Raw genomic sequence first — 21,771 nt, 5'->3', positions numbered from 1 at the left:
ATCCGACGCCGTATGGTAATGGTTTCTTACAGCGTAATCTTTTGTTTGAAGGTCTGTACGCCGTCTTTCATTTCGATGATGATCCCGCCGGAAACAGGGTTGTGATCCTGGTCCAGGGTGTATTTGCCGGTGGCAACCTGCAGATCCTTGATCTTGCTCAGGGCATCAGCAATCTTGGTGCCATCGGTGGAGCCGGCCTGTTTGATGGCTTCCGCCACAGCCAGGGTCCCATCGTAAGCATGGATGGCGAAGGTATCCGGTTCTTCGTTGAATTTGGCTTTGTAGTCCTTGATGAACTGCTGGACATGAGGATCCTTGTCCTGGGCAGAATAAGCGCTGGTGAAGTAGGTGCCGTTCAGGGCTTCTGCACCGGCGATCTGGGCCAGTTTGGGAGAATCCCAGCCGTCGCTGCCCAGGATCGGGCAGGTCAGCCCAACTTCACGGGCCTGTTTGATGATCTTGGAGACTTCTTCGTAGTACCCGGGCACATACAGAGCTTCCGGATTGGTGGCTTTCAGTTTGGTCAGTGCGGACTTGAAGTCCTGGTCCTTGGCCAGGAAGGCTTCCTTGCCTACCACCTTGCCGCCTTTTTCTTCCAGGGTCTTGCCGAACACATCCGTCAGACCTTTGGAGTAGTCACTGGAAGAATCATAGAAAATCGCAACGTTCTTCAGTTTCAGGGTATCTACGGCGAACTTGGCCATCAGTTTGCCCTGGAAGGGATCCGTGAAGCAGGCACGGAAGATGAAGGGCCGTACCTTGCCTTTTTCATCCACGGTGATCCCGGGAGCCGTGGCCACAGGAGCCATCAGAGGCACCTTGCTGTTGGTCACTACCGGCGTGGCGGCAGATACGCAGCCGCTGGTGGCCGGCCCGATGATAACCGAAACCTTATCCTTGGTGATCAGCTTGGTGGCTGCGTTCCCGGATTCGGAAGGCTCGGACTTGTTGTCCGCTTCCACCAGCTTGATTTTCTTGCCGTTGATGCCGCCTTTGGCATTGATCTGTTCCACCGCCAGCTGTACCCCTTTGTAGGTGGATTTGCCGTAGTTGGCTACGTTCCCCGTCAGTTCGAACAAAGCACCGATCTTGATTTCATTGCCATTGTCTTTCGCTGCATCTTTCTTGCCGCAGCCGGTAAACATAGACGCCACGAGAGTTGTCATCGCCAGCGCGCCGACCGCTTTTTTCCATGCTTTCATCAACAACACCTTTGCTTTCCTGGTATTTCTTGCCGGGGACCCGTATAAAATGACCGGTCGGCCTTGCAAGCTATAGTTATTATACGCACTAATTCACATTTTTGCAACATTCTTTTTTACAAAACATATTACGATTTTTAAAAATATACAGTTGTTTTATGTACATTTTTGAACTAGTTCGTTTTGGATGGATTTTTGTATTTATTTAAAGGACATTTTCTGAAAACAAAGGAAGCCGTGACAATTTGTCCCCTCAGGCACTGATTTTCTTATAGAACAGGGGCTGCCCGTCCTTCATCCGGATGATCACGCAGCTGACAATGGGATTGTGTTCCGAATCCACGGTCATCTTCCCGGTAGCCATCTGGAAATCTTTCAGACCTTCCAGGGCTTTGGCGATCTTGGTGCCGTCGGTGCTGCCTGCCTGTTTGATGGCTTCCGCCGCCACCAGGATGCAGTTATAGCCGTTGATGGCAAAGCCGTCCGGTTCTGCATTGTATTTTTTCCGATAGTCCTTGATGAACTGCTGGACATGGGGATCCGTATCCTGGGAGGAATAGAAGCTGCTGTAGTAGGTACCGTTCAAGGCATCGGCCCCGGCGATTTCCACCAGTTTGGGAGAATCCCAGCCGTCACTGCCCAGGATGGGACAGGTAATGCCCACCTCCCGGGCCTGTTTGACGATTTTGGACACTTCTTCGTAATAGGCCGGCACATACAGGGCTTCCGGATTGGCCGCCTTCAGTTTGGTCAGGGTGGCCTTGAAGTCCTGGTCCTTGGCCAGGAAGGCTTCCTGGGCCACCACTTCCCCGCCCTTGCTTTCCAGGGTCTTGGCAAACACCTCTGCCAGGCCTTTGGAATAGTCGCTGGAGGAATCGTTGTAGATGGCGATTTTCTTCAGTTTCAGTTCATCCACCGCAAAAGTGGCCAGGATTTTTCCCTGGAAGGGATCGGTAAAGCAGACCCGGAAAATATAGGGCCGGACCTTTCCCTTGTCGTCCACGGTGATCCCAGGGGCGGTGGCAGAAGGGGAAATCAGGGGCACCTTGCTGCCGCTGACCACAGGCGAAGCCGCTGCCGTGCTGCCGCTGGTGCAGGGCCCCACGATCACTGCCACCTTGTCCTTGGTGATCAGCTTGGTGGCCTGGTTCCCGGCTTCCGAAGGTTCCGATTTGTTGTCGGCGGAAACCAGTCTGATTTTTTTCCCGTTGATGCCCCCCTTGCCGTTGATTTCATCCACGGCCATCTGGGCTCCATTGAGACTGGATTTTCCATAGTTGGCCACAGCCCCGGTCAGTTCGAACAGGGCCCCGATCCGGATCTCATCACTTTTGGCACTGCCACCCTTGCCGCAGCCCATAAGGCTCACTGCCATCAGGGAAGCCAGGGTCAGTACACCAAATTTCTTCTTCCATCCCACCATGCTGCACACCTTCATTTCCCAAATATTTCCTGCAAGACCTACCATTCTGCAAGTTGAGGATATTATACGGTGTAACACGGATTGGCGCAATAAATTTATTACAATTTCTCTATTTTAATCGTTTTGTTTGTTGTTTTATATTAATTTTTATAACTTTCTTCACAGTTTTCGTTGTACTGTTCATATATATTAGAATTGTATTTTATAATTTTATTTTTACATACGAAAAAAGGCTGTTGCAGCGCAACAGCCACTCTTACGTCATTAGTCATACACCAATGGAGACCATCTGCCAAAGGCAGATGCTTCTTTATGGAAACGCAGCTAACGCTGCTAACCCACCACCAGCCTAACGGCTGGTTCCCCGCCCTTGTAAAGGGCGGATAACAAATATGCGGGCGGGCACCCTGTTACTTCCGGCCAAACCTCACTAATTCCGATTACGAAGCGGATATCAAATACGCGGGCGGGCACCCTGATACTGAAAAGCAATGGGCGTCAGCCCGAGCGTATATCCGCCCTTTACAAGGGCGGGGGTATCCATACGCAGTATGGGTGGTGGGTTAGCAGCCGCAGGCTGCGTTTCCATTCACAAAAATTTGCTTGCAAATTTTATCATCCGGCCGCTGACCGCTGACAGAAAAGGGCTCCGCCCCTTTCTCACAATTCTTTGTACTCCGCCTTCCACTGGATGGCTTCGATGGCCTTTTTGGGATCTTCCACAGGGATCCCGTTCAGCCCTTCCTTCACTGCCTGGCACACCACTTTTTCCGCCAGGATCTTGGTGAAATTCCCCATTTCCCGGACAGGAGGCAGAACGGAAGCCCCGGGCTTTTTCATGTCCACCAGATCGGTAAGGGCATGGGCCGCTGCTGCCAGCATCCCGGGAGAAACCTTCCGGGCCCGGCAGGCCGCCACAGCCAGCCCCATCCCCGGGAACACCAGGGAGTTGTTGGCCTGGCCGATTTCAAAAATGGTCCCGTGATACACCACTTTCCGGGAAGCGGTACCCGTGGCCACCAGGGCTTTTCCGTCGGTCCAGTGGAGCAGGTCGTCAGCATTGGCTTCCGCCAGGTCCGCCGGATTGCTCAAAGGGAAGATAATGGGCCGGGGAGTATGGGCGGCCATTTCCTGGACGATTTCCTTGGTAAAGGCTCCGGCGGCGGTGGAAGCTCCCACCAGGATGGTGGGATGGATGGCCTTCACCACGTCTTCCAGATTGTCCAGTTTGGCTCCTGCCGGGAATTCACTCCGTTTCCGGGCATAGGGTTTCTGCTGGGGCGTCATCCCTTCCGTATCTTCAAACAGCAGTCCCTGCTGGTCCACCAGATAGAACCGGCTCCGGGCTTCTTCCTCGCTGAGCCCCTGGAGCTTCATTTCTTCAAAGACCTGCCGGACAATGCCCATGCCGGAGGTACCGGCCCCGAAGCACAGGAAGGTCTGGTCCGTAAGCTTTTCCCCGGAGGCTTTCAGGCCCCCCAGGATGGCAGCCAGGGTCACGGCTCCGGTGCCTTCGATGTCGTCGTTGTACACCGCGTACTGGTCTTCATACCGTTCCAGGAGACGGGCGGCATTTTCCCGTCCGAAGTCCTCGAAATGGACATACAGATGAGGAAAGAGCTTTTCCGCGGTCTGGAGGAAGGCATCCACAAAGGCGTCGTACCGTTCGTCGCTGATCCGTTCGTGATGGAGTCCCAGGTACAGAGGATCATCGATCAGGGCCTGACGGTTGGTCCCGGCATCCAGCACCACCGGCAGTACCTTGGCAGGATCGATGCCGGCGGCCGCGGTGTACACCAGGATCTTCCCGGTGGAAATGCTCACTCCGTTGGTGCCCCAGTCCCCGATGCCCAGGATGCTTTCCCCGTCGGTGACCACAATCAGCTGGATTTCCCGGCCGGAAGCCCCGTTCTTCAGGGATTCCTCAATGTCGTCCATATTGTCGATGGACAGGTACACGGCGTTCTGGGGAGTGGTGAACAGTTCGCTGTACTGCTTCACACTTTCCGCCACCCCGGGAGCATAGAGCACCGGCATGAGTTTTTCCAGGTGGTGGGAGAACAGATGGAAGAACAGGGTCCGGTTCCGGCTGAACAGCTTCATCAGGTAATGGCGCTGGACCGCCTTGTTGGGCCGTTCGCAGAAGTTGTCATAGGCCTGTTTGTCCTGGAGTTCGATGGTTTCCACCTGAGGGGGCAGAATACCGATCAGGCCGTACTTTTTCCGTTCCTCCCGGGTGAAGGCCGTTCCCTTGTTCAAAAATGGATCATTCAGCAGATCATAACCGCGTTTGCTGATTGTCATGATAATTTCCTCTCTTTCCCACTGCACAGCAGCCATGGACAGGTTGTTTCCAGATTGTTTTCGTATGCCCATTGTATCCATTGAAACAGAAAAAGTACAATATTTTATTTTCTCTGACCCAAACTTCAGGTTATAATAAAATGACAGCTGACCGCTGACCGTTTTTTAACAAGGAGCCCATCATGAAACTTACTCAGATTGAATATTTCATCGCCGTCTGCGAATGCGGGAGTTTTTCCCGGGCGGCGGAAAAATGCCATATTTCACAGCCGGGAATTTCCAAGGCCATCCGGGAACTGGAGGAGGAATGCGGGGTGGCCCTGTTCCAGCGGAACCGGAACAACATCCAGATCACCCGCCGGGGCCGGATCCTCCTGGAACACGCCCGGCAGTTCCAGAACCACTACCGGAACCTGTGCCAGGTGGTCCGTACCCTGGGCACCGGAAAGGCCCTGATCCGGATCGGCATCGCCACCATGCGGGGAAACACCATCTTCCCCCAGATCCACGGGGCCTTTCTGAAATCCCACCCCCAGATCACCATCGAAACGGTGGAAGAGACCACCAAGGTGCTCTACGAACTGCTGGACCGGCAGGAAATCGACTTTGCCCTGTGCGTCACCAACCGGCTGCCGGAGGAACCCAGCCACTGTCTGCTGCTGCGGAAAAGCTATCTGAAGCTGTTCGTCCGCCAGGACCATCCCCTGGCCCAAAAAGAGGCGGTGGATCTCCTGGAGCTCCGGAATATCCCTCTGGTGCTGTTTTCCGACCATTTCGACCAGACCGCCTACATCCGCCGCATGTTTGCCCAGAGCGGGGTCCATCCCTGGATCCTCCACCAGACCACCCAGGTGTTCACCATCCTGGAATACATCCGGTCCGAAGGGGCCGCCGGATTCCTGACGGAAGAAATCGCCCAGCAGGAACCGGACCTCCATGCCCTGTCCGTCCGTCAGTTCCAGCCTGCCTTCATTACCCTGGACTGGAACAAAGACCTCCATTTCAACCCGGCCATGGAGGAATTTGTGCGGTTTGTGAAAAAGGGTCTGCCGACTGTATAAAAAACAGTCAGCAGACCCTTTTGTCAGCTGTTATTCCCAGATCGTCTTCATGATTTCTTTGTACTTCTCGTCCAGTTCCTTGCTGATCATCTGGAACAGGCCGTACATCATGTTCCCGTCCACCTGGGGTTCCCGGAAGATCACGCAGGTGTCCATGATCAGGGATTCTTCCTTGTCCAGATAGAATTTGAAAGCCTTGTAGGTGCTGTTGTACTGGTTCAGCATTTCCAGCAGGGCTTTTTTGTTGCTTTCTTTCAGGGCCTTGGGAGCCAGCAGCACCCGAATCACCCCGAAGGCGCTGTCATCCAGTACCACGATCAGCTGGAGGGGAGTCCCTTCCACGTCCAGATGGGACCGGAACACCACCGTATGGAACGGATCGTCTTTGATGGGATCCACCACAAAGGCCTTGGGATCTTTCTTTTCTACAAAACGCTTGAAGCTTTCCGCTTTCTGGTTCAGTGCTGCCATTGGTATCCTCCTTCAGCGGGAGCGGTCCCGCTTTCTTTCTTAACAGGATAAGCCATGGAGGAAATCCCGTCAAGTTTTCCACTTATCAACAGGCTTATCCACAAAAATGGTCAGGTTATCCACATTTCCTGTGGATAACTCTGTGGGTAAGTCCCAGATATAGTGCAAAAGTCCGTTCACCCCACAATATCCAGAGCCACTTATCCACTTGTGCACAGGATATCCACAGGAAAAGGGGGCTGTTGCATGAGCAACAGCCCCTCAGTCAGAAGTCCGGAGTCTGAAGTCGGAAGCCTCAGGACAGGATCCGCCTGGCTGGACGGATCCTTTTGATTATGTAAAACCAGAATCGAAATCAATCTGAGCAATCATTTCGTCCAAAGGTTCTACATATTCAAAAATTTGCATGCAAATTTAACATTCGGCTCCAGACTTCAGACTCCAGACTTGAGCCGCTACGCGGCTCTACAGCTAGGGGGGTGTTGCACGTAACGTGCAACACCCCCCTTTTTCTTACTCTTCCTCACCCACCGTATTCACTACGGCCAGTGCGGCTACTTTATCCCCTGCTTCCAGATCCATGAGCTTTACGCCCTGGGCATTCCTTCCGTAGGTGGAAATATCAGCGGCGTTCATCCGGATGATGATGCCCGCTGCGGAAATCAGCATGATTTCCTGGGATTCGTTGATGAATTTGGAGCCCACGATCAGGCCGGTCTTGTTGGTCACCTTCAGGTTGATGATCCCCTTGCCGCCCCGGGTCTGGACCCGGTATTCAGAAATGTTGGTCCGTTTCCCCTGGCCCTTGTCCGTTACCGTGAGCACTTCTCCCGTGTCGTCCACACAGCTGTCCATGGAGACCACGCTGTCGTGAGGCCGCAGGTTGATGCCCCGTACCCCGTGGCTGGTGCGGCCCATGGACCGTACGTCGTCTTCCTGGAAGTGGATGGCGTACCCGTCCCGGGTGGCCAGCAGGATGTCATTGTGGCCGCTGGTGAGCTTCACGTCGATCAGCTCTTCCCCTTCGCCCAGGTTGATGGCAATCAGGCCGCCTTTCCGGGCGGACTTGAATTCGCTGACGCTGGTCCGCTTCACAAAGCCCAGGTTGGTGGCCATGAACAGGAACTTCTTCTCGTCCTCGCTGATGCCGCTCTTTACGGCAATCACCGCATTGACCTTTTCGTTCTCTTCCAGAGGCAGCAGGTTCCGGATAAAGGTCCCCTTGGCGGTGCGGCTGGCTTCCGGGATCTCGAATCCCTTCTGCCGGTACACCCGGCCCCGGTTGGTGAAGAACAGGATGTTGTCATGGGTGCTGGCCATGAGCAGATGTTCCGAGAAGTCTCCCTTCACCTTGTTGTCTTCCTTCACAATCTTGCCGCTGCCGGCTTTGATGCCCCGGCCGCCCCGGTTCTGGTTCCGGAAGTTGGTGAGAGCCTGGCGCTTGATGTAGCTCTGGTGGCTGATGGTAATCACCACGTCTTCTTCGGCGATCAGGTCTTCGGTTTCCAGATCCCCGGTGTCCGGCACAATGGAAGTCCGGCGGGCATCCCCGAACCGTTTCTTCACATCCAGCAGGTCTTCCCGGGCAATGCCCATGATCTTGTGTTCATCGCTGAGCACGTCTTCCAGGTAGGCAATGGTGGCCATGACTTCTTTATATTCATCCTCGATCTTCTGCCGTTCCAGACCGGTGAGGCGCTGGAGACGCATATCCAGGATGGCCTGGGCCTGGCGGTCGCTGAGGCCGAATTTTTCCATCAAAGCGGCCTTGGCCACGTCCCCATTGGCGCTGGCCCGGATGGTGGCGATCACTTCGTCCAGATGGTCCAGGGCGATCTTCAAGCCCTCCAAAATGTGGGCCCGTTCTTTTGCTTTCTTCAGTTCATACCGGCATTTCCGGGTAATGACGTCCTTCTGGTGATCCAGATAGTATTCCAGAATCTGCTTCAGGTTCAGGATCCGGGGATGGCCGCTGACCAGGGCCAGCATGATGATCCCGAAGGAATCCTGGAGCTGGGTGTGCTTGTACAGCTTGTTCAGCATGATCTCCGGGACTACATCGCTGCGCAGTTCGATGACGATGCGCATGCCCTTCCGGTCCGATTCATCCCGCAGGTCGGTGATCCCTTCCAGGGTCTTGTCCTGGACCAGGTGGGCGATGTTCTCGATGAGCTTGGCCTTGTTCACCTGGTAGGGGATTTCCGTCACCACGATCCGGTTCTTGTTCTTGGGCATGGGTTCCACATGGGTCTTGGCCCGTACCTTCACAACCCCCCGGCCGGTGGTATAGGCCTGGCGGATCCCGGACAGGCCCAGGATCTTGGCCCCGGTAGGGAAGTCCGGCCCTTTGATGGCGGTCATCAGCTGGTCGATGGTGGCATCCGGATTGTCGATGAGCATCACGCAGGCATCCACCACTTCTCCCAGGTTGTGGGGCGGAATGTTGGTGGCCATGCCCACGGCGATCCCGGCGGAACCGTTGATCAGGAGAGCCGGCACCTTGGCAGGCAGCACCGTGGGTTCCTTCAGGGATTCATCGTAGTTGGGGATGAAATCCACCGTATCCTTTTCGATGTCCCGGAGCATCTCCACGGCGATCTTCCCCATCCGGACTTCCGTATACCGCATGGCGGCCGGTGGGTCCCCGTCCACGGAACCGAAGTTCCCGTGGCCGTCCACCATCAGATACCGGGTGGAGAAATCCTGGGCCAGACGCACAATGGCGTCATACACCGAGGAATCCCCGTGGGGATGGTATTTCCCCAAAACATCGCCCACGATACGGGCGCTTTTTTTATAAGCCTTGTTGGGCAGCATCCCTGCCTCGTTCATGGCATAGAGGATGCGGCGGTGGACCGGCTTCAGACCGTCCCGCACATCCGGCAGGGCCCGCTGGACGATGACGCTCATGGCGTAGTCGATGTAGCATTTCTGCATCTCATCTTCCACATAGACGGGGATTACCTTGCCGGCAGAGATGGTCTGCTTGTCATTCTGCTGATCATCCACGTTCTCACGCTTCCTTCCTGCGTCTTTTTGACGCGGTTATTTCAAGAAAAGGTCATAGACCTGCTTGCCGATCAGCAGGACGGTCATGACCAGGTACAGGGTGCGGATGTAGCCCACACCTTTTTGTATGGCAATCTTCGCTCCCAGCCGGGCGCCCAGGATCTCCACCAGCCCCATGGGCAGGGCATAGGCCAGATACACCCGGCCCAGCATCAGGAAAGCCACAAGGCCTCCCAGGTTGCTGGCCAGGTTCAGGGCCTTGGTATTCCCGGCAGCGGTTACGAAGTTATAGCCGAAATAGAGGAATCCGAAGATCAGGAACGAACCTGTCCCCGGTCCGAAAAAACCGTCGTACATGCCCAGGAACCAGGCCATGGCGGCGATGCCCAGGGCAACGGACCGGGTCATTTCGGTCATTTCATTGACCCCGTCCCAGTTTTTCCGGTAATAGGTATAGCAAGCCACTCCCACCAGGGCCAGCACCACAATGTACCGGAGCAGCTGTTCCGGCAGCAGGGAGGCAATACAGGCCCCGGCGGCACTGCCCAAAAAGGACAGGGGCATCATCTTCAGGATCTTCCGGTCCACTTTCCCGGACCGGGCAAAGGTAAAGAAACTGGTCACCGCGCCGATGGAGGAGGCCAGTTTGTTGGACCCCAGGGCAAAGGGGGTGGGGATGCCGGTGGCCATAAAGGCCGGCAGGGTGATCAGACCACCGCCGCCTACCGCCGCATCTACAAAAGAGCCGATGAAGCCGGCTGCCAAAAGGAAAATCAAATCCTGCCAGTGGAATTCCAGCATGGGGTCACTCCTTCCAAGTGAAATAGACGCCGGCGATGCCCTCCCGGCAGAAGGCATTCAAGGCCGGCTCCGTCATCTTGTTGCTGACGGCATAAGGGTTGGCCTGGGTCAGTTCCGCATTGTCCAGGGGCCAGCGGACCCCGGTAATGCTTACCCGGCAGGAGGGAGTAAGAGGCAGCAGGCTCACTGCCCGGGGCCGTTTCCTCCCGGCGGTAAACCGCAGACCCTCTCCCGGCTGCAGGTAGCACAGCATTTCCTGGTCATCGGCCAGGATGGCGCTGCCTCCCCTCCGGGCATAGGCCAGCAGGGTATACAGATTGCCGAACAGATGGTCCGCCCGGCCGCCCCAGATGCCGGTGGCCAGCACCGTCCGGTCACCGGGGATATCCTGGAGCACCAGGGACAGATCCGTATCGTCCTTGTTCACCGGGTAGGTCTTGACCCGGGCGCCCTGGCGGGCAAATGCCTCCCAGGCTCCCGGTGCCGCACTGTCCCGGTCCCCGTACAGGAACCCGGGCACCACCCCGGCCGCCCGGCAGTGGTCCGCGCCCCGGTCCGCCGCTGCCACCACAAGGCCGGCGGCAGCCTTTTGCAGCCACTGGGGATCCGGGCGCCGGCCCCCGGCCACCACCATCAGGAGCGGTCCTCCCGTCCGGCTGCACTGGAGCTTCCCCTGGGGAAGCTGGATTTCCATGGTCATGAAACGCTCCTTAGAAGTCCAGGTTGGTAACCTTGCCGGCGTTTTCCTCGATGAACTGCCGGCGGGGTTCCACCTTGTCCCCCATGAGCACGGAGAACACGGAATCCGCCGTGGCCGCATCCTCCAGCTGCACCTGGAGCACTGTCCGCTTGCTGGGATCCATGGTGGTTTCCCACAGCTGTTCCGGGTTCATTTCCCCCAGGCCTTTGTACCGCTGGACATAGGGGTTGTTCTGACGTCCCACTTCGTCCAGTTTCTTCTGGAGTTCCTCATCGCTGTAGGCATAGGTGTGCTTCTTGCCCGTGCGGATCAGGTACAGAGGAGGCTGGGCAATGAACACGTTCCCGTGGATGATGAGGGGCTTCATGTACCGGTAGAAGAAAGTGAGCAGCAGGGTCCGGATATGGGCCCCGTCCACATCCGCATCGGTCATGATGATGATTTTCCCGTACCGGGCTTTGGAAATGTCGAATTCCTCCCCGATGCCGCAGCCAAAGGCGGTGATCATGGCCCGGATTTCCTGGCTGTTGAGCATTTTGTCCAGACGGGCCTTTTCCACGTTCAGGATCTTGCCCCGGAGGGGCAGGATGGCCTGGAAGTTCCGGTCCCGGCCCTGTTTGGCGCTGCCCCCTGCGGAATCCCCTTCCACCAAGTAGATTTCCGTTTCTTCCGCGTTTTTGCTGGAACAGTCCGCCAGCTTCCCAGGCAGGCTGCTCACTTCCAAAGCCGATTTCCGGCGGGTCAGGTCCCTTGCTTTTCTGGCGGCAGACCGGGCCCGGCTGGCCATAATAGCTTTTTCCACGATTTTCTTGGCCACCGGCGCGTTTTCTTCGAAGTATTCGGTGAGGGCTTCCGTCACCATATTGTCCACAATGCCCCGGACTTCGCTGTTCCCCAGCTTGGTCTTGGTCTGGCCTTCGAACTGGGGTTCCCGGACCTTCAGGCTCATGACACAGGTGAGCCCTTCCCGGACATCGTCCCCGGACAGGTTGTCCTCGTTGTCCTTCAAGAGGCCGTTTTTCCGGGCATAGTCGTTGATGCACCGGGTCAGGGCCTGTTTCAGCCCGGCCAGATGGGTGCCCCCTTCCTCCGTGTTGATGTTGTTCACGAAGGTGTAGATGTTTTCCGTGTAGGCGTCGGTGTACTGCATGGCCACTTCCACAATGGTGTCCTGCCGTTCCCCTTCCACGTAGATGGGTTTGGCATGGAGGGGTTCCTTCCCTTTGTTGACGAATTCCACAAAGGAAATGATGCCCCCTTCGTAGTGGAACACCTCATCCTGGCCGCTCCGTTCGTCGGTGAGCTGGATCTTGACCCCTTTGTTCAGGAAAGCCAGTTCCCGGATCCGGTGCTTCAGGGTGTCATAGCTGTAGACGGTTTCCGTGAAAATGGTGTCATCCGGCCAGAAGGTGACGCTGGTGCCGGTTTCGTTTTCCGGGCATTCTCCCTTCACATACAGGGGACGGGTGGTCTTGCCTTTGGAAAATTCGATGCCGTAGATCTTCCCGTTCTTCTTGACCTCCACCACCATCTTCTTGCTCAGGGCGTTGACGCAGGAAACCCCCACGCCATGGAGCCCGCCGGAGACCTTGTAGCCGCCGTCGCCGAATTTGCCCCCGGCATGGAGGACCGTCATGACCACTTCGATGGCCGGTTTCCCCACCTTGTGCATTTCCACCGGGATCCCCCGGCCGTTGTCCGTAACAGTGATGCTGTTGTCCTGGTGGATGATCACCCGGATATGGTCACAGTAGCCTGCCAGGGCTTCGTCGATACTGTTGTCGATGACTTCGTACACCAGATGGTGAAGCCCCCGGCCGCTGATGCTGCCGATGTACATGCTGGGACGTTTCCGCACGGCTTCCAGGCCTTCCAGGACCTGGATCTGTTCCGCCCCGTAATCCCCGTGGACGGCAATCTCTTCTTCAATCGTCTGTTTCTTTTTCGCCATACAAACCTCCCGATTTTATCGCTTGCGCAGGGTCCTGCTGGAAATTCCCGACAGGATGATCTTGTCCCGGGTGACCACACAGCTGGCCGGCGGGTAGTCCTCGGTCAGGTCCACCACATTGTCCCCGCCCAGTCTGGGCTTCAGGAAAAACCGGTAGATGTTGGTCCGTTTGTTCCGGATGTCGAAGATCCCGATGATCTCGTCGCAGCGCACCACATAATTATTTCCTACGTGCAGGTACATAAGTCCGTCTCCTTCTGGCTTTTTCCAGGGTCTGCCGGATGGTTTCCTCCGAAAGGGCTTCCGGCCGGAGGCCTGTTTCCACCATGACGGCAAAAGCCTTTTCCCCGGCAGTGGCACGGGGGTCCAGAGCCCGGTTCAGGGCCCATTCCTCCAGTACTGCCTTCACGTCAGTAAATGTTATTCTATCACACTTCACCAGCTCCCGGCAATCTTCATACCGGAGCCAGGGCCGCAGATCCAGCTGTTTCCGGATTTCCCGGCGCAGTTCTTCCTGCTGTTTCCGGCGGCAGCCGGAGCAGATTTCCTCATCTCCGATAAGGGGTACTCCGCACAGAGGACATTTCCGGCTGTCGTCCCGCCGGGGCATGAAGGGTTTTGCCTCCTGTCGGGGCTGGGGTTCTTCCTCAATGACCCCGTGGTAGAACTTCAGTTCCCGGATCAACCGTTTCCGTCCCTGGAGCGCCGGCACCAGGAGCCGGTTCAGCTGATTCAGCAGTTTCCCCTGCATCATGTGGAACTGGTTGGACCACATGGGATTGTCCGTATGGACGTACAGGACTCCCTCTTCCAGCCGGTAAGGCTGGGAATGGCTGGCCCCGGTGTGGCCCAGGATCTCCGGCCAGTGGCTTTTCAGCCAGTGGAGCAGGAACTGCTGCCGGGCCCGGGGAGTCCGGAGCACTTTCAGGATGAGAAGTTCCGAATCTTTCATGGCTGTTCCTCCAGGGTTCCCTCTGCCACCCGGTAAGCCGCCACATCTCCTTCCACCGGAGCCAGATGACGGTCGTTGACGGTCAGGAAGGTCTGGACCGTTCCGTTGATGAAGCCCAGGAGCTTCTCCCGCCGGTGCTGGTCCAGTTCACTGAGCACATCGTCCAGAAGCAGCACCGGATATTCTTCCCGGACGGACCGGATGAATTCCAGTTCCGACAGTTTCAGGGCCAGCGCGGCGGTCCGCTGCTGACCCTGGGATCCGTAGGCCCGGAGAGGCCTTCCCTCATGAAAAATCTCCAGATCGTCCCGGTGGGGCCCCAGGCTGGTGTAGCCCCGGACATAGTCCAGCCGGTGGCGCAGCTGGAGCTGCTGCCGGTAAAAAGTTTCCCAGGCTGCCGGCCCGGGGTTTTCCGTAATCCCCTGCTCCCCTTCGCTGCGCTTCTGCACATAGGAAAGGGTCAGGGCACCCTGGGTGCCGGTGATCCCGTCATAAACCTGTTGGGCCGCCTGGACGATCCCCGCCAGGGCCTGGAGCCGCAGGTCCAGGATCCCCGCCGCCAGCCGGGCCAGGGCTCCATCCCACACCAGCAGCTGGGCTTCCTCCAGCTGTTCCCGGTCCCGGCACTGTTTCAGGAACCGGTTCCGCTGCTGGAGCACCCGGTTGTATTTGGTCAGAAGGTCATAGTACACCGGGCTGGTCTGGGCGATCTCCATATTCAGGAATTTCCGCCGGAGGGCAGGATCCCCTTTCACCAGCTGAAGGTCATCGGGGGTAAAGAGCACCAGGTTCACCAGGCCGTACTGTTCCCGGGGGCTTACCGGGTTCCCGTTCAGGAGATTCTCTTTTTTGGTCCGGCCCCGGACCGGATACCGTTTCACCAGCAGCCGGTTGGACCCGTACCGGTCCCGGTACTGGAGTTCTGCCGCCCATTCTTCCGCTCCGAAGCTGGGCAGCTCTTCCTCATGACGGGTCCGGAAGGAAAACCCCCGGGCGGCAGTATAGATCCCTTCCAGCAGGTTGGTTTTCCCCTGGGCGTTGTCCCCATAAAAGATGGTTATATCATGTGCAAGAGGAAGGGACACCTGGCTGTAGTTCCGGAAATGGAGCAGCCGCAGGTTTTCCAGGCGCATCAGAAGATGACCCGCACCGGGGTCAGGATGTAGGTGTAGCTTTCATCCCCTTCCGGCATGAGCCGGGCCGGAGACAGAGAGGCGTTGGTTTCCAGGCTCACCCGGTCCGTGCCGCAGTTCTTGAAAAAGTCGGTCATGTACCGGGAATTGAAAGCGATGTTCAGCGGCAGGGATTCCCCCACGGTCTGGCAGGCGATGATTTCCTTCCCCTGGCCCATGTCGCTGACGGCGGAAGACAGCACGATCCCGTCTGCATCAATGGCCAGCCGGACAATGTTGTAGTCGGACTGGGAAAACAGGGATACCCGCTGGATGGCCTTTTCCATGTCCACCCGGTTGAAAACCGTCCGGTTGCTGAAGGAAGGAGGGATAGGTCGTCTGTAATCAGGGAATTTCCCTTCGATCAGGCTTGAAATAATGGTGAGATTTCCCACCTTGGCCATGATCTGCCGTTCTTTCAGAGTCAGGGTCACCGGTTCCGGCAGTTCTCCGTTCAGATTGCTGCCGATTTCCTTCAGGAGACGGGCAGGGATCAGCAGGGAAAATTCGCTGTCATCCCCCTCCGGCAGTTCCAGATCCTTGATGGCCAGACGGTGGGTATTGGTGCCCACGGCAGTGAGCCGCTGACCGGATTTTTCCAGGTAGACCCCGGTGTACAGCGGCCGGCTGGCATCAGTGGAACAGGCGTACACCGTGGTGGAGATCAGTTTCCCCATCACTTCTTCGGAAAGCCGGAGCACCCGGTCCCCTTCAAAAGAGGGCATGGCCGGATATTCTTCCGGGTCCATCAGGGGAATGTGGTACTGGCCTCTGGCCTTGGCTGCTTTCAGGGTCATTTCTTTTTCACCGGGCAGCTGCTGAAGGGTGAGCACTTCGTCCGGATCGAAACGGGCCAGCAGATCCCCGATGGCTTTGGCGGGGATGAGAAGCTCTCCGTCCTCCTGTCCGTTCACGTCCATTTTCTTGTTCATCATGTAGGTATTGTCCATGGCAATCAACTGAAGGGTGTTTCCCTGGAGAATGGCATGGATCCCGGAAAAAATCGGTGCGTTATTGCTGGATGAAATGGCTCTTTTTACGATATTGACGCTCTGAGCCAGTTCTTTGCTTTCACATGAAAACTGCATGGCAGTACCTCCTTGTTTCTAAAACGATGAAATTATAAAAATTCGTAGTCTTCGTAGTAGGGCCTGTGGGTATGTGGAAAAGTCGCTCCAGCCCCATTCCAGGCTGTTGGAACCATTGGGATAACTCTGTGGATAACCGGTTTTCACTTATCCACATATCCACTTTTTCAGGGACTTTCCGGGTTATCCACAAAATTACCAACAAGTTATACACAAGATTATCCACAAGTTGTGGATAACTCAGGGATCATTTCTTCAGATCTTCCACCAGTTTGGCCAGCTGCCGTTCCAGATTGTCATTTTTCGCTTTGTCGTCAGCGATCTTGTCACAGGCATGGAGGACTGTGGTGTGGTCCCGGCCTCCGAAACATTCTCCGATCCGGGGCAGGGACAGGTCCGTCAGTTCCCGGGTAAGATACATGGCGATCTGCCGGGGATAGGCGATGGAGCGGGTCCGTTTCTTGGCTTTCAGGTCTTCCACCCGGATCTTGTACCGGGCGGCCACAAGTTCCTGGATGGCTTCCACGGTGATCACCTTGTCCACAGTGCTTCCCATATCCAGGTCCTTCAGGGCTTTCCGGGCCAGTTCCATGGTCACCGGCTGGTGGTTCAGGTTGGCAAAGGCGTGGACCTTGGTGTAGGCACCTTCCAGCTCACGGATGTTGGTCTTTACATTGGTGGCGATCAGCTGGATCACTTCCAGAGGGAATTCCAGATGGTCCTTTTCCGCCATGCTCCGCAAAATGGCACTGCGGGTTTCGAAATCCGGGTGGTTGATCTCGATGATCAGTCCCTGCATGAACCGGCTGGTGAGCCGCTCTTCCAGGGTGTCCAGTTCCTTGGGAGGCCGGTCGCTGGAGATGATGATCTGTTTGTCCGCCTGTTTCAGGGCTTCGAAGGTGTGGAAGAATTCTTCCTGGGTGGATTCTTTTTTCCGCAGGAACTGGATATCGTCGATGAGCAGCACGTCGATGTTCCGGTATTTGTTCCGGAAGGCTTCGTTGGTGTTGTGCTGGATGGCGCCGATCAGTTCATTGGTGAAGGTTTCACTGGAAGTGTAGAGGATCTTCATCTGGGGGAATTTCTTGTGGATATAGTTGCCGATGGCGTTCATCAGGTGGGTTTTCCCCAGGCCCGGGTCGCTGTACAGGAACAGGGGGTTGTAGCTTTTGGCCGGTGCGTTGGCCACTCCCATGGAAAAGTTGAAGGCTTCTTCATTTGATTTGCCCCGGATGAAATTGTCAAAGGTGTATTTGGGGGACAGATGGGAATCGAATTCCTGGGCCGGTTTGGCCGCTGGCTGGGGTTCCGGCTGGTAGGCTGCGGGAGCCGGGGGTTCTTCCGGCTGGGCAGGGGTGTCCGGAAACAGGTTCTGTTCCTCTTTGGGCGGTTCCACTACGTCGATCTGGATCTCCATGGGCTGGCCGCAGATCTGGGAGAGGCTTTCTTCCATCATGGGCAGGTATTTTCCCTGGAGGGTATCCTTGGTGAACTGGTTGGATACATCCAGGGACAGGGTATTGCCCTCCAGGGTCCGGGGATGTGCCGCATCCATCCAGATTTTCCAGCTCCGGCCCTCCATGCTGGCGGAGAGGGCTGCAAGCATTTCGGCCCAGACCTGGGCCAGGTTTTTCGTCGTCATATCCGATCCATCCTTTATCCTTTTAATAGAGACTTCATTATATCACGAAACAGGCCGGTCCTGTGGAAAAACCTGTGGACAATGTGGATAACTTTTTTCCCGGGCCGCCGGAAGCACGGGGCAGGGGGCCGGGTTCCGGTTATCCACAAATCCAGAGTTATACACAGGGAGTTATCCACAGATGTGGATAACTCCCTGTTGAAAAACATGGTCAGCGGTTGAACAGACGGTCCCAGAAACTCCGGTTCTTCAGCCGGGAGGCTTCTTCTTCCGCGGCTTTGGCCCGGGCTTCCGCCGCGGCGATTTTTTCGTCGGCGGCCTTCAGACTGGCGGCGGCGGTTTCCTTGGCGGCGGTAAGGGCGCCGATCTGCTGTTCCTTCAGCCGCAGCACCGCTTCCTGCTGGTCCGCTTTGGCCTGGGCGGCGTCCCGGGCCCGGGCCAGATCCTTCAGCTGGACTTCCTTCTGTTCCGACTGGGCCTTGTATTCCAGATACTGGACCTTTTCCTGGGTCAGCAGCTTGGTGGCGTTCATTTCCGCAATGAGCTTCTGCTGGACTTTCCCCAGCTGGTCCTGGACCGTATTCATCTGGATCAGCAGCACTTTGTTTTCGTGGCGGAGCTGTTCCAGTTCCTCATCCTTGTTCTGTTCATAGACAATCACGGGGTTTTCCGACCGTTTGCTGTCCAGGAACTGGACGGCTTCGTCATCCAGCATCAGGAAACGGTTCTGTTTGACCAGGTGGCCTTCCAGTTCTTCTTCATACCGTTTGATCTGTTTGCGGATGGCTTCGTAGGAAACTCCCTTTTGTTTGGCATAGTCTTTAATGGTGATCATGGCGGACATCCCTCAATATGATATAGATTTCCAGAACAGGAAGAAAACCGCCAGGGGCCCGGCGGCTTTCCAGACAACCGGCGTCCTGCAATGTTCCCACAACGTTGTATGGAAAAGGAGCCGGCCGGTTCCAAAGGTTGTATGAGTATAGTATAGCATATTCCGGCCCGTTTGTCCGGCCCCTGTGCATAACTGGAGGAAAGAAACCGGAAAAAGCCCGGCCAGCCAGGGGTCCCCGGGTTTTCCACAGGGTAAAAAGTTTTCCACCGGAAGTTATCCACAGATGTGGATAACTTTGGGGATAAGCCCATTTCATGGGGGCGGAGAGGGAGGAGGGGGTGTGGATAACTTAAGTCAGGAGTCAGGAGTCTGAAGTCGGAAGCCTCAGGACAGGATCCGTCTGGCTGGACGGATCCCTTTGATTCTGTAGAACCAGAATCAAAAGCAATCTGAGAGATCATTTCGTCCAAAGGTTCTACACATTCAAAAAATTTGCCTGCAAATTTAACCTTCGGCTCCAGACTCCCGACTCCAGACTTGAGCCGCTATGCGGCTCTACAGCTAGGAGGTGTTGCAGGTTTTGTACAACACCTCCAGTGGACATGTGGATAAATCTGGGGATAAAGTCCCGGATCCGGCATGGGCTGTGGCTCCAGGGGTTTTCCACAAGCCAGGGAGTTTTCCACTGAAAGTTATCCACAGGTGTGGATAAGTATGTGGATAATCCCTTTTTATGGGGCTTCCCGGCTGTGGAACAGGGATTTCCCCTGTGGAAAACTGCTTCCCACCGGGCAAAAAACACCCCTGTCCCTGTGCAAAGAGCAGGGACAGGGGTTACAGAGAGCTGGGATGCAATAGGGGGTGTTCCATGGAAAATGCAACATCCCAGTCCCGGGTCGCGACCCGGGACTGGGATGTGAAGTTTTCACACTCCCTTTTTCAACGCAGCCGTCAGGGCCTCGATTTCCTTGTTCAGCTCCGGATCTTTCTGCCGGTCTTTCTGGATCTTTTCGCAGGCGTGGATGATGGTGCTGTGGTCCCGGCCCCCGAAACATTCTCCGATTTTCTTCAGGGAAAGGCCGGCCATTTCCTTGGTCAGGTAAATGGCGATCATCCGGGGCACCGCCACCCGTTTGGTCCGTTTCTTTTCGATCAGTTCCGACCGGTGGAGCCGGAAATGGTCCGCCACCTGCTGCTGGATGGCGTCTACGGTAACGAACTGGGGGGTGTCCAGCAGGGCCAGTTCTTTCAGGGCCCGGCGGCACAGATCCAGGGTAATGGGTTCCCGGGTCACGGTGGAATAAGCGCAGACCCGGTTGTAGGCTCCCTCCAGTTCCCGGATATTGCTGGTGATGCTGCTGGCAATCAGCAGGATCACATCGTTGGGAAAGAGAACCTGCTCTGTATGGGCCAGGTTCTGGAGGATGGCCATCCGGGTTTCCAGATCCGGGTGCTGGATGTCGGCGGTAAGGCCGGAATTGAACCGGCTGATCATCCGTTCTTCCAGGGTGTCCAGTTCCCCGGGGGGACGGTCGCTGGAAATGATGATCTGCTTGTTGGCCTTTTCCAGGGTGTTGAAGGTGTGGAAAAACTCCTCCTGGGTGGATTCCCGGTTCCGGAGGAACTGGATGTCGTCGATGAGGAGCACGTCGATGTTCCGGTATTTTTCCCGGAAGGCTTCCAGCCGGTTGTGTTCCACGCTTTCGATCAGCTCATTGGTGAAGGTTTCACTGGAAATGTACAGCACTTTCATGTCCGGGTGGTTCTTCCGGATCTGGTTGCCGATGGCGTTCATCAGATGGGTTTTCCCCAGGCCGGAGTCGCTGAACAGGAAAAAGGGGTTGTAGGCAAAGGCCGGGTTGTTGGCCACGGCCATGGCGGCTGCCTTGGCAAACCGGTTGGAATTTCCCACCACGAAATTGTCGAAGGTGTACCGGGGAGAAAGGTTGGTGACAAAGGGCTTTTTCAGGACCGGGGGAGCCGGTCTTTTCCGGGCCGGGGGCCGGGGGGACGGATGTTCCGCTGCCGGTTCCTGCTCGGCGAACAGGTCCAGTTCCACCAGTTTTTTCTTGGCCATGACAAACCTCCTTTCTCCTGTAAGGGATATTTTTCATTATACCATATTCCCCGGCATGTGGATAAGTGCCGGGAGCAAGAGGGGGGAACCCGCAGAAAACCTGGCTCCAGGGACTTTTCCACAGGAAAGGGAGTTTTCCACAGAAAGTTATCCACAGGTGTGGACAACTTTGGGGAAAACCCCGGAAATACAGGCCGGACGGGGGATTTGTGAACGTGCGTTCTGTGGAAAAGGGATGCTGGGAAGCCGCAGCCTTGCATCTCCTTTCGCAATTTCCTATAATGGAACCAACTGCAGCGCCGGGAAACCGGCGGAAGGAGGAAACTTATGAGCAAATGCCGCATTGCCATTACGGCGGATACCTATCCTTATGCATCGGAGGTGACCAACCTGGTGGAGGCGCCTTTTGCCCCCCGGGGACTGGTGGAAGTAATCGCCCGGCTGGGGGCCATCCCGGTGGTGCTTCCAGATGTGCCCGGAGCCCGGGGGGAGGACTATGTGGACCTGTTTGACGGGCTGATCATCCCCGGAGGGCCGGATGTGGATCCCACTCTGTTCGGGGAGGAACCCAAGTGGAAGATCGGCCGGACCAACTACAAACGGGATCTGTTCGAACTGGAGCTGTTCCGGGCCTTCTACCAGGCCGGAAAACCCATTTTCGGCATCTGCCGGGGCTGCCAGCTGATCAACATCGCTCTGGGAGGGAATGTGTACCAGGATCTGCCCAGTGAGGATCCCCAGTGCACCATCCGTCATTCCCAGGGGGCACCGGGAGGGTATCCCACCCATCATGTGACTTTGGTTCCCGGCAGCAGCCTGTTTGGGTCCCTAGGAGAAAAGGCTTATGTCAACTCCCGGCATCATCAGGCCATCCACCGGGTCGCAGAGGCCCTGGAAGTCACCGCCGTGGCTCCTGACGGGGTCCAGGAAAGTGTGGAATCCCACGACCACAAGCAGGTAGTAGCCGTCCAGTGGCATCCGGAAAACATGTGGCAGGAGCATCCGGAACAGCTGAAGCTGTTCGAGGATTTCCTGGCACGGGTAAAAGAAAAGGTGTGAAGCGCTGCTTCACACCTTTTCTTG

The 21,771-nt window shown here is 56.4% G+C and carries 17 protein-coding genes; 2 read left to right on the top strand and 15 right to left on the bottom strand.

Going from position 1 to position 21,771, the window contains the following annotated elements; translation table 11 throughout:
- Positions 1 to 26: 26 nt before the first annotated feature.
- The 3 genes from FX155_RS05615 to maeA all read right to left on the bottom strand — a co-directional run bounded on the left by FX155_RS05615 (position 27) and on the right by maeA (position 4,929).
- Positions 27 to 1,202 (bottom strand): ABC transporter substrate-binding protein, encoded by a 1,176-nt coding sequence (locus tag FX155_RS05615; protein WP_022486828.1) that lies wholly within the window; start codon positions 1,200 to 1,202, stop codon positions 27 to 29.
- Positions 1,203 to 1,455: 253 nt separating this feature from the next.
- On the bottom strand, positions 1,456 to 2,640 hold the full coding sequence (locus FX155_RS05610) for an ABC transporter substrate-binding protein (RefSeq protein ID WP_229778447.1): 1,185 nt from the start codon (positions 2,638 to 2,640) through the stop codon (positions 1,456 to 1,458).
- A gap of 645 nt (positions 2,641 to 3,285) precedes the next feature.
- Complete coding sequence (gene maeA / locus FX155_RS05605) at positions 3,286 to 4,929, bottom strand: NAD-dependent malic enzyme (protein ID WP_154488003.1); 1,644 nt, start codon at positions 4,927 to 4,929, stop codon at positions 3,286 to 3,288.
- A 182-nt stretch (positions 4,930 to 5,111) separates the two neighbouring features.
- Between maeA and FX155_RS05600 the strand changes: the two genes are divergently transcribed.
- On the top strand, positions 5,112 to 5,990 hold the full coding sequence (locus FX155_RS05600) for a LysR family transcriptional regulator (protein ID WP_022486826.1): 879 nt from the start codon (positions 5,112 to 5,114) through the stop codon (positions 5,988 to 5,990).
- Between the two features lie 30 nt (positions 5,991 to 6,020).
- Here FX155_RS05600 and FX155_RS05595 read toward each other — a convergent pair whose 3' ends face one another.
- The 12 genes from FX155_RS05595 to dnaA (FX155_RS05540) form a co-directional block, all read right to left on the bottom strand.
- Positions 6,021 to 6,461, bottom strand: coding sequence for a YbjN domain-containing protein (locus tag FX155_RS05595; protein ID WP_022486825.1), 441 nt, complete (start codon positions 6,459 to 6,461; stop codon positions 6,021 to 6,023).
- A gap of 513 nt (positions 6,462 to 6,974) precedes the next feature.
- A complete protein-coding gene (gyrA, locus tag FX155_RS05590) occupies positions 6,975 to 9,470 on the bottom strand; it encodes a DNA gyrase subunit A (RefSeq protein WP_308664236.1) in 2,496 nt (831 codons plus the stop codon).
- A 36-nt stretch (positions 9,471 to 9,506) separates the two neighbouring features.
- Positions 9,507 to 10,271, bottom strand: coding sequence for a sulfite exporter TauE/SafE family protein (locus FX155_RS05585; protein WP_022488059.1), 765 nt, complete (start codon positions 10,269 to 10,271; stop codon positions 9,507 to 9,509).
- Positions 10,272 to 10,275: 4 nt separating this feature from the next.
- Complete coding sequence (locus FX155_RS05580) at positions 10,276 to 10,971, bottom strand: thiamine diphosphokinase (protein WP_229778446.1); 696 nt, start codon at positions 10,969 to 10,971, stop codon at positions 10,276 to 10,278.
- A gap of 10 nt (positions 10,972 to 10,981) precedes the next feature.
- On the bottom strand, positions 10,982 to 12,922 hold the full coding sequence (gene gyrB / locus FX155_RS05575; protein ID WP_154488002.1) for a DNA topoisomerase (ATP-hydrolyzing) subunit B: 1,941 nt from the start codon (positions 12,920 to 12,922) through the stop codon (positions 10,982 to 10,984).
- A 15-nt stretch (positions 12,923 to 12,937) separates the two neighbouring features.
- On the bottom strand, positions 12,938 to 13,165 hold the full coding sequence (gene remB / locus FX155_RS05570; RefSeq protein WP_022488056.1) for an extracellular matrix regulator RemB: 228 nt from the start codon (positions 13,163 to 13,165) through the stop codon (positions 12,938 to 12,940).
- Complete coding sequence (locus FX155_RS05565) at positions 13,143 to 13,874, bottom strand: DUF721 domain-containing protein (RefSeq protein WP_022488055.1); 732 nt, start codon at positions 13,872 to 13,874, stop codon at positions 13,143 to 13,145. Before FX155_RS05565 ends, remB begins: the two co-directional genes overlap by 23 nt.
- Positions 13,871 to 15,007 carry a DNA replication/repair protein RecF gene (recF, locus tag FX155_RS05560; RefSeq protein WP_154488001.1) on the bottom strand — a complete coding sequence of 379 codons (1,137 nt, stop codon included), beginning with the start codon at positions 15,005 to 15,007 and terminating at the stop codon, positions 13,871 to 13,873. Before recF ends, FX155_RS05565 begins: the two co-directional genes overlap by 4 nt.
- Positions 15,007 to 16,134, bottom strand: a complete 1,128-nt coding sequence (gene dnaN / locus FX155_RS05555) for a DNA polymerase III subunit beta (RefSeq protein WP_154488000.1) — start codon at positions 16,132 to 16,134, stop codon at positions 15,007 to 15,009. Before dnaN ends, recF begins: the two co-directional genes overlap by 1 nt.
- 247 nt (positions 16,135 to 16,381) lie before the next feature.
- On the bottom strand, positions 16,382 to 17,776 hold the full coding sequence (dnaA, locus tag FX155_RS05550; RefSeq protein WP_154487999.1) for a chromosomal replication initiator protein DnaA: 1,395 nt from the start codon (positions 17,774 to 17,776) through the stop codon (positions 16,382 to 16,384).
- Between the two features lie 211 nt (positions 17,777 to 17,987).
- On the bottom strand, positions 17,988 to 18,611 hold the full coding sequence (locus FX155_RS05545) for a hypothetical protein (RefSeq protein ID WP_022488051.1): 624 nt from the start codon (positions 18,609 to 18,611) through the stop codon (positions 17,988 to 17,990).
- 925 nt (positions 18,612 to 19,536) lie between these two features.
- Complete coding sequence (gene dnaA, locus FX155_RS05540) at positions 19,537 to 20,688, bottom strand: chromosomal replication initiator protein DnaA (RefSeq protein ID WP_154487998.1); 1,152 nt, start codon at positions 20,686 to 20,688, stop codon at positions 19,537 to 19,539.
- A gap of 327 nt (positions 20,689 to 21,015) precedes the next feature.
- Here dnaA (FX155_RS05540) and FX155_RS05535 point away from each other — a divergent pair, with 327 nt between their 5' ends.
- Positions 21,016 to 21,747, top strand: coding sequence for a gamma-glutamyl-gamma-aminobutyrate hydrolase family protein (locus FX155_RS05535; protein ID WP_154487997.1), 732 nt, complete (start codon positions 21,016 to 21,018; stop codon positions 21,745 to 21,747).
- Positions 21,748 to 21,771: the final 24 nt, after the last annotated feature.

This window comes from Acidaminococcus fermentans (assembly GCF_009696675.1).
Lineage (GTDB): Bacteria > Bacillota > Negativicutes > Acidaminococcales > Acidaminococcaceae > Acidaminococcus.
The sequence above is the reverse complement of the archived record's forward strand: the minus strand, read 5'-3'. Positions and strand labels throughout refer to the sequence as shown.